Below are 7,548 nucleotides of genomic sequence, written 5' to 3'. Positions count from 1 at the left end.
TTTTGTCCGCAAGAAACTTCAGGCCCTCGTGTTTCTATGCAATCGCTCGGTGCATGGCTATCATGCGGGCCTCATTGTGAGGCGAGACTTGCATGCTGACGTTGTTGAAGCTTCTTAAGGATGGCCGGTTCCATTCTGGCCAGGCCCTGGGCATCGCCCTGGGTGTCAGTCGTAGTGCGGTTTGGAAACAGCTCCAGCTCCTGGAAGCTGAGTTGGGCTTATCCATCCACAAAGTGCGCGGCCGCGGTTATCAACTGGCTGCGCCATTGACGCTGCTCGATCCTGTCAGCATCCGCGAGGCGGCTCCTTCCTGCGAATGGCCCACCCTGGTCTTCGACTCCATAGACTCGACAAATGCCGAGGCCTTGCGCGCGATCGAGCGTGGCCAGGCCGCACCATTTCTGGTGGTTGCCGAACGGCAGACGGCCGGGCGAGGGCGGCGCGGACGCAAGTGGGTCAGCCCTTTTGCCGAAAACGTCTATTACAGCCTGGTGTTGCGCATCGACGGTGGAATGCGGCAGCTGGAAGGTCTCAGTCTGGTTGTAGGCCTGGCAGTGATGCAGGCCCTGCGCGAGCTCGGAGTGTCGACTGCTGGTCTTAAATGGCCAAACGACGTATTGGTCGGGCAGAAAAAAATCGCCGGCATACTTCTGGAGCTGGTGGGCGATCCCGCTGACGTATGCCACGTAGTGCTAGGCGTTGGAATCAATGTAAACATGCAGATGACTGATGAGGTTGATCAGCAATGGACGTCGATGCGTCTCGAGACTGGCAAGGTGTTCGATCGCAATCATCTGGTCGCAGCCCTGGGTGTGAAGCTGCAGGGTTATTTGCACCGTCATCAGACCGATGGGTTTGCTGCCATCCAGTCGGAGTGGGAGCAGAATCATCTGTGGCAGGGGCGCGCCGTATCGCTGATTGCCGGGGTCAACCAGATAGATGGCGAAGTGCTGGGTATCGATAAGCAAGGTGCTTTGCGCTTGAAGGTGGGTGGTGTGGAAAAAGTCTTTAGCGGTGGTGAGCTCAGCCTGAGGTTGCGTGATGATTCTTGAGCTCGACTGCGGAAACAGTTTTATCAAATGGCGCGTGCTGGGTGCGGGCGGCGGTATGACGGTGGGAGAGGGGGTCGTTGACTCGGATCTGGCGTTGCTCGAGAGCCTGAATGCCATCGTGAGCCTGTCATTGACCTATTGCCGGCTGGTAAGCGTCAGGACCACCGAAGAAACCGGTGCATTGACCGCCTTGCTCAAGAGCGCTTATGGCGTGTCAGTTGCCTGCGCTGCGCCCTCTCGCGAAATGTCCGGTGTTCGTAACGGCTATGAAGAATACGAGCGCTTGGGGCTCGATCGCTGGCTGGCGATGCTGGGTGGATTCCATCTGGCGTCGGGCTCGTGTCTTGTGCTCGACTTCGGTACAGCTGTTACCGCTGACTTCATAGGCAGCGACGGCGCGCATCTCGGTGGCTTCATCTGTCCGGGGATGCCCTTGATGCGCCATCAGCTGCGCACCCACACGCGCAAGATACGGTATGGCGACATCGCAGCCGAGCGCGCGCTGGAAAGCCTTGCTCCTGGTCGCACCACCGTCGAAGCGGTAGAGCGCGGATGCTCGTTGATGCTCAGGGGATTCGTGCTTACGCAATTGGAGATGGCGCGCAGTTACTGGGGTGAAGACTTTGTGGTTTTTCTCACGGGTGGCGACGCAAGTCTTGTCTCGGGCGTCGTCCCTGAAGCCCGCGTGGTTCCAGATCTGGTGTTCGTGGGTCTGGCGATGGCGTGCCCTTTGAGTTGAGGTATTTATGCGTTGGTTGTTCCTGCTACTGCTAGTGCTCAATGTTTTCTATTACATCTGGCATCAACAAGAAGCGCCCTTGCGGGCCAAGGATGTCACGCCTTTGAGCCTGTATCGTGGTTCGCAGCAGGATATTCGCCTGCTGAGCGAATCCACTGATGCCGCGCGGGACAAGGCCAAGGCTGTTCAGCCAGATAGCGGGTGCCTGTATGTAGGGGGTTATTCGCGGCAGGACGTAGCTCAGGCTGTCGAGCGAAGGTTGACTGGCATGGAGATCAAGTTTCAAGCTTTGCCGCGCGACCTCCCGGATGCGCCTGGTTACTGGGTGCGGATCGCACCTGAAAGCCGACGCTGGCTGGGGGATGTGCAATTGCAGAACCTTTCCAAGGAATTCAATGAGTTAAAACATAAAATAATGCTGTGCGAGGGGGTTGCACCTGTCGAATAGTTTGCATAGAATGGCGCCCGCTCCACAGCGAAGACCTGAAGAGGTTCTAGCAGTAGGGTGTTGTCAATGCAGCTAACCTCAGGTTTTTAAATGAGAAAATGCTTGACAGAAGGCTGGCATGATATAGAATGCCGGCCTGATTAGGAGGGGTTCCCGAGCGGCCAAAGGGATCAGACTGTAAATCTGACGTCTACGACTTCGAAGGTTCGAATCCTTCTCCCTCCACCAGATTTAAGCGTGAGCTGCAGGCTCCGCGGGTATAGTTTAGTGGTAGAACCTCAGCCTTCCAAGCTGATGATGCGGGTTCGATTCCCGCTACCCGCTCCAAGTTTGCAGGTTGTGCAAAGTGTTTTGCTCTTGTAGCTCAGTTGGTAGAGCACACCCTTGGTAAGGGTGAGGTCAGCGGTTCAAATCCGCTCAAGAGCTCCATATAACAAGGCAGATATGAAAATATCTGCCTTTGTTTTAATGGCTTGTATCGTTTGCTTAATTCTTCTGTTAAGGGTGATATCGATGGCTAAGGAAAAATTTGATCGTTCCCTGCCGCACGTCAACGTTGGGACCATTGGTCACGTTGACCACGGTAAAACCACTTTGACTGCTGCTCTGACTCGCGTTTGCTCCGAAGTTTTCGGTTCGGCAATCGTTGACTTCGACAAGATCGACAGCGCCCCGGAAGAAAAAGCTCGTGGTATTACCATCAACACCGCTCACGTTGAGTACGATTCGGCCGTGCGTCACTACGCACACGTTGACTGCCCTGGTCACGCCGACTACGTAAAAAACATGATTACCGGTGCTGCACAGATGGATGGTGCGATTCTGGTTTGCTCGGCCGCTGATGGTCCGATGCCGCAAACCCGTGAGCACATTCTCCTGTCGCGCCAGGTAGGCGTTCCGTACATCGTTGTCTTCCTGAACAAGGCTGACATGGTAGATGATGCGGAGCTGCTTGAGTTGGTTGAGATGGAAGTGCGAGACCTGTTGAGCACTTACGATTTCCCAGGTGATGACACTCCAATCATCATTGGTTCGGCGTTAATGGCGTTGAATGGTCAAGACGACAACGAGATGGGCACCACTGCCGTCAAGAAGCTGGTCGAGACTCTGGATAGCTACATTCCGCAGCCTGAGCGTGCTATTGATAAGCCGTTCCTGATGCCGATCGAGGATGTGTTCTCGATCTCCGGTCGCGGTACTGTTGTGACTGGTCGTGTTGAGCGTGGCATTGTTCGCATACAGGAAGAGGTTGAGATCGTTGGTCTGCGTGACACGGTCAAGACCACGTGCACTGGTGTAGAGATGTTTCGCAAGCTGCTCGACGAAGGTCGTGCAGGTGAGAACTGCGGCGTATTGCTGCGTGGTACCAAGCGTGATGATGTTGAGCGTGGCCAGGTATTGGTCAAGCCGGGTTCGGTCAAGCCGCACACCAAGTTCACAGCAGAAGTTTACGTTCTGAGCAAGGAAGAAGGCGGTCGTCACACTCCGTTCTTCAAAGGTTATCGTCCACAGTTCTACTTCCGTACTACTGATGTGACTGGTAACTGCGAGCTGCCAGAAGGCGTTGAAATGGTAATGCCAGGTGACAACATTCAGATGACTGTTACCCTGATCAAAACCATCGCGATGGAAGATGGTCTGCGTTTCGCTATCCGTGAAGGCGGTCGTACCGTCGGCGCTGGTGTCGTAGCCAAAATCATCGAGTAAGTGGTTGCAATGTATTTTTCGGGCCGGCATAATGGTCGGCCTGATTTTGTTTTAGGTCAGTAGCTCAATTGGCAGAGCGACGGTCTCCAAAACCGTAGGTTGGGGGTTCGATTCCCTCCTGACCTGCCAGATTCACTTGGTGTGTCTGGCTTTCTTTTCACAGGATCTTCATAGATGACTCCTAAGGCTGAAGCTCAAGGCTCTCGCTTCGATCTGCTCAAGTGGCTTGTAGTTGTCGCTTTGGTGGTTGTTGGCGTTGTTGGCAATCAGTATTATTCTGCTTCGCCGATCCTGTACCGTGTACTCGCTTTGCTTGTCATCGCTGCTGTAGCTGCCTTTGTAGGCCTGCAGACTGCGAAGGGCAAGTCTTTCTTTGTACTGGTTAAGGAAGCTCGCACCGAGATTCGTAAAGTCGTGTGGCCAACTCGTCAAGAAACCACGCAGACCACCCTTATTGTGGTGGCTGTTGTCCTGGTTATGGCGTTGCTGTTGTGGGGGCTTGATTCCCTGCTCGGTTGGCTTGTTTCCTTGATTGTCGGCTAAGGGTGTCCCGTGGCTAAGCGTTGGTATGTTGTGCATGCTTACTCGGGTTACGAGAAGCATGTGATGCGCTCGCTGGTCGAGCGCGTAAAGCTGGCTGGCATGGAAGATGGCTTTGGCGAAATTCTGGTTCCCACTGAAGAAGTGGTTGAAATGCGTAATGGCCAGAAGCGCAAAAGCGAACGTAAGTTCTTTCCAGGCTATGTGCTGGTTCAGATGGATATGAATGAGGGTACTTGGCACTTGGTCAAGGACACTCCTCGGGTGATGGGTTTTATCGGCGGTACTGCTGATAAGCCTGCGCCAATCACCGATAAAGAGGCAGAAGCGATTCTGCGTCGTGTTGCTGATGGTAGTGACAAGCCGAAGCCGAAGACTCTCTTCGAGCCAGGTGAAACGGTGCGAGTCAATGACGGTCCATTCGCTGATTTCAATGGCGTTGTTGAAGAAGTTAACTACGAAAAGAGCCGGATCCAAGTGGCAGTGCTCATTTTCGGTCGCTCTACTCCGGTAGAGTTGGAGTTCAGTCAGGTCGAAAAGGTCTAGCTGAAAAAGCATCCCAACCCCGCAGCCATAGGCTGTGGGGTTTTGTCGTCACTGGGATAAACGCGCAAGTAACCGGGGAGCCTTTCGAGGCGTTTGAACCCGTAATTGGAGTGCCTCATGGCCAAGAAGATTACCGCTTACATCAAGCTGCAAGTGAAGGCCGCTCAGGCTAACCCAAGCCCACCTGTTGGTCCTGCACTGGGTCAGCACGGCGTGAACATCATGGAATTCTGCAAGGCTTTCAACGCCCGTACTCAGGGTCTGGAAGCTGGTCTGCCGACTCCAGTGATCATCACTGTCTACAGCGACCGTAGCTTTACTTTCGAAACAAAATCCACCCCTGCTTCGGTTCTGCTGAAGAAAGCGGCTGGTCTGACCAGCGGTTCCGCTCGTCCGAACACCGTTAAGGTTGGCACTGTTACCCGTGCTCAGCTGGAAGAAATCGCGAAAACCAAAAACGCGGATCTGACTGCAGCTGATATGGATGCAGCCGTGCGTACTATCGCCGGTTCTGCTCGTAGCATGGGCCTTAACGTGGAGGGTGTGTAATGGCTAAGCTGACCAAGCGTCAAAAGGCTATCGCCGGCAAAATCGAAGCAGGCAAGGCCTACAACTTTGTAGATGCCGCCGCTCTGCTGGCTGAGCTGTCGACTGTCAAGTTCAGCGAGTCGTTCGACATTGCTGTAAACTTGGGTGTTGACCCGCGTAAATCTGACCAGGTTGTTCGTAGCGCTACTGTGCTGCCACACGGCACTGGCAAGACCGTTCGCGTTGCTGTGTTCACCCAGGGTCCTGCTGCTGAGGCCGCTCTGGCTGCCGGCGCTGACCGTGTAGGTATGGATGACCTGGCTGCCGAAATGAAAGGCGGCGACCTGAACTATGACGTAGTGATCGCATCCCCGGATGCAATGCGCGTTGTAGGTCAATTGGGTCAGATCCTCGGTCCACGTGGTCTGATGCCTAACCCTAAGGTTGGTACTGTAACTCCAGACGTAGCTACTGCGGTTAAGAACGCTAAAGCTGGTCAGGTTCGTTATCGCACCGACAAAAACGGCATTATTCACACCTCCGTTGGCAAGATGGGCTTCGACGCCGTCAAGCTGAAGGAAAACGTTGAAGCCCTGATCGCTGATCTGAAGCGTATCAAGCCAGCTTCCTCGAAAGGTATCTACGTCAAGCGCGTTACCCTGAGCACCACTATGGGCCCAGGTCTGGTTATCGACCAGAGCTCGCTGGACGCGTAAGACAAAAATTGGCGCGAATATTCGCGCTAATTGAAAGATTGGGGTCCCTGCCTGGCGGGGGCTATCCAAGACCGTAGGCGACGCAAGTCTTAAACCTCAAGCCTACGCAGATGGTGCTCCCGGTTCCTTACCGAATCAGACACCAAAACGACATCCGGCCTCGGTTGGATGAAACGGTAACAAGCAGGAGTTAAACCCGTGGCAATTAATCTCGAAGACAAGAAGGCCATCGTCGCTGAAGTCAACGAGGCTGCCAAAGTCGCTCTGTCCGCTGTCGTGGTTGATGCACGTGGCGTAACAGTAGGCGCAATGACCGGACTCCGTAAAGAGGCTCGTGAAGCTGGCGTTTACGTACGTGTTGTACGTAACACCCTGCTCAAGCGCGCTGTTGCTGACACTGAATACAGTGTTCTCAACGACGTGTTCACCGGCCCGACCTTGATCGCATTCTCCAACGAACACCCGGGCGCTGCTGCTCGCCTGTTCAAAGAGTTCGCTAAAGGTCAGGAAAAGTTCGAGATCAAGGCAGCTGCGTTCGAGGGCAAGTTCCTCGCAGCTAATCAGATCGACGTTCTGGCAAGCCTGCCGACCCGTGACGAAGCAATTTCCCAGCTGATGAGCGTGATTCAAGGCGCTACCAGCAAATTGGCTCGTACTCTGGCGGCTCTTCGCGACCAGAAAGAAGCTGCTGCAGCCTGAGGCTGAGCGTTTCCTCTCTCGCGTATTTTTGTTTATTTCGATGGCCTGCAGGCTATCCCCCAATTCAGGAAATAAGTCATGTCTCTGACTAACGAACAAATCATCGACGCAATCGGCGAAAAATCGGTTCTGGAAATCGTTGAGCTGATCAAGGCAATGGAAGAGAAGTTCGGCGTATCCGCTGCCGCTGCTTCTGCTGGTCCAGCTGCTGCTGCCGCTGTTGTTGAAGAGCAAACCGAGTTCAACGTTGTTCTGCTGGAAGCTGGCGAGAAGAAGGTTAACGTGATCAAGGCAGTTCGTGAACTGACCGGTCTGGGCCTGAAAGAAGCCAAAGAGAAAGTAGACACCGCTCCTCAGGTTGTAGCTGAAGGCGTTTCGAAAGAAGCTGCTGAAGACGCCAAGAAGAAGCTGGAAGAAGCAGGCGCTAAAGTCGAGCTGAAGTAAGCATCGACTTTGCTCCTCCAGCCCGAGCGTCAAGCGACAGGCTGATGGCTGGTGGCTCTTGCCACCGGCCTTTTTCCGTTATTGGCAGCCGACTGGGTCGGTGCTGATAAAGGCGCTGTAACCACCCGA

General features: G+C 54.3%; 10 protein-coding genes and 4 tRNA genes. All 14 read left to right on the top strand.

The window, feature by feature from the left end; translation table 11 throughout:
* The first annotated feature begins 92 nt into the window (after nucleotides 1-92).
* The 14 genes from birA (at nucleotide 93) to rplL (ending at nucleotide 7,419) form a co-directional block, all read left to right on the top strand.
* Nucleotides 93-1,052 carry a bifunctional biotin--[acetyl-CoA-carboxylase] ligase/biotin operon repressor BirA gene (gene birA, locus JFT80_RS09320; RefSeq protein ID WP_122838839.1) on the top strand — a complete coding sequence of 320 codons (960 nt, stop codon included), beginning with the start codon at nucleotides 93-95 and terminating at the stop codon, nucleotides 1,050-1,052.
* Nucleotides 1,042-1,791 (top strand): pantothenate kinase, encoded by a 750-nt coding sequence (locus JFT80_RS09315; RefSeq protein ID WP_201147661.1) that lies wholly within the window; start codon nucleotides 1,042-1,044, stop codon nucleotides 1,789-1,791. The genes birA and JFT80_RS09315 overlap by 11 nt, the downstream gene beginning before the upstream one ends.
* A 7-nt stretch (nucleotides 1,792-1,798) precedes the next feature.
* Nucleotides 1,799-2,239: a hypothetical protein gene (locus JFT80_RS09310; protein WP_201147660.1), complete on the top strand. Its 441-nt coding sequence runs from the start codon at nucleotides 1,799-1,801 to the stop codon at nucleotides 2,237-2,239.
* 143 nt (nucleotides 2,240-2,382) lie between these two features.
* Nucleotides 2,383-2,467 (top strand) — tRNA-Tyr (locus tag JFT80_RS09305).
* 25 nt (nucleotides 2,468-2,492) lie between these two features.
* A tRNA-Gly gene (locus tag JFT80_RS09300) sits at nucleotides 2,493-2,566 on the top strand.
* 26 nt (nucleotides 2,567-2,592) lie between these two features.
* Nucleotides 2,593-2,668: transfer RNA gene (locus JFT80_RS09295), tRNA-Thr, on the top strand.
* Between the two features lie 84 nt (nucleotides 2,669-2,752).
* Nucleotides 2,753-3,946 (top strand): elongation factor Tu, encoded by a 1,194-nt coding sequence (gene tuf, locus JFT80_RS09290; RefSeq protein WP_201147659.1) that lies wholly within the window; start codon nucleotides 2,753-2,755, stop codon nucleotides 3,944-3,946.
* Between the two features lie 53 nt (nucleotides 3,947-3,999).
* Nucleotides 4,000-4,075, top strand: a tRNA-Trp gene (locus JFT80_RS09285).
* A 45-nt stretch (nucleotides 4,076-4,120) separates the two neighbouring features.
* Nucleotides 4,121-4,489, top strand: coding sequence for a preprotein translocase subunit SecE (secE, locus tag JFT80_RS09280; RefSeq protein ID WP_007916493.1), 369 nt, complete (start codon nucleotides 4,121-4,123; stop codon nucleotides 4,487-4,489).
* A gap of 9 nt (nucleotides 4,490-4,498) precedes the next feature.
* Nucleotides 4,499-5,032: a transcription termination/antitermination protein NusG gene (gene nusG, locus JFT80_RS09275; protein WP_007916492.1), complete on the top strand. Its 534-nt coding sequence runs from the start codon at nucleotides 4,499-4,501 to the stop codon at nucleotides 5,030-5,032.
* 117 nt (nucleotides 5,033-5,149) lie between these two features.
* Nucleotides 5,150-5,581, top strand: coding sequence for a 50S ribosomal protein L11 (gene rplK, locus JFT80_RS09270; protein ID WP_003228756.1), 432 nt, complete (start codon nucleotides 5,150-5,152; stop codon nucleotides 5,579-5,581).
* On the top strand, nucleotides 5,581-6,276 hold the full coding sequence (gene rplA / locus JFT80_RS09265; RefSeq protein ID WP_201147658.1) for a 50S ribosomal protein L1: 696 nt from the start codon (nucleotides 5,581-5,583) through the stop codon (nucleotides 6,274-6,276). Before rplK ends, rplA begins: the two co-directional genes overlap by 1 nt.
* 198 nt (nucleotides 6,277-6,474) lie before the next feature.
* Nucleotides 6,475-6,975, top strand: coding sequence for a 50S ribosomal protein L10 (gene rplJ / locus JFT80_RS09260; RefSeq protein ID WP_201147657.1), 501 nt, complete (start codon nucleotides 6,475-6,477; stop codon nucleotides 6,973-6,975).
* A gap of 78 nt (nucleotides 6,976-7,053) precedes the next feature.
* A complete protein-coding gene (gene rplL / locus JFT80_RS09255) occupies nucleotides 7,054-7,419 on the top strand; it encodes a 50S ribosomal protein L7/L12 (protein ID WP_201147656.1) in 366 nt (121 codons plus the stop codon).
* The last annotated feature ends 129 nt before the right edge of the window (nucleotides 7,420-7,548 follow it).

It is taken from the genome of Pseudomonas sp. TH10 (genome assembly GCF_016651255.1).
Lineage (GTDB): Bacteria > Pseudomonadota > Gammaproteobacteria > Pseudomonadales > Pseudomonadaceae > Aquipseudomonas.
The sequence above is the reverse complement of the archived record's forward strand: the minus strand, read 5'-3'. Positions and strand labels throughout refer to the sequence as shown.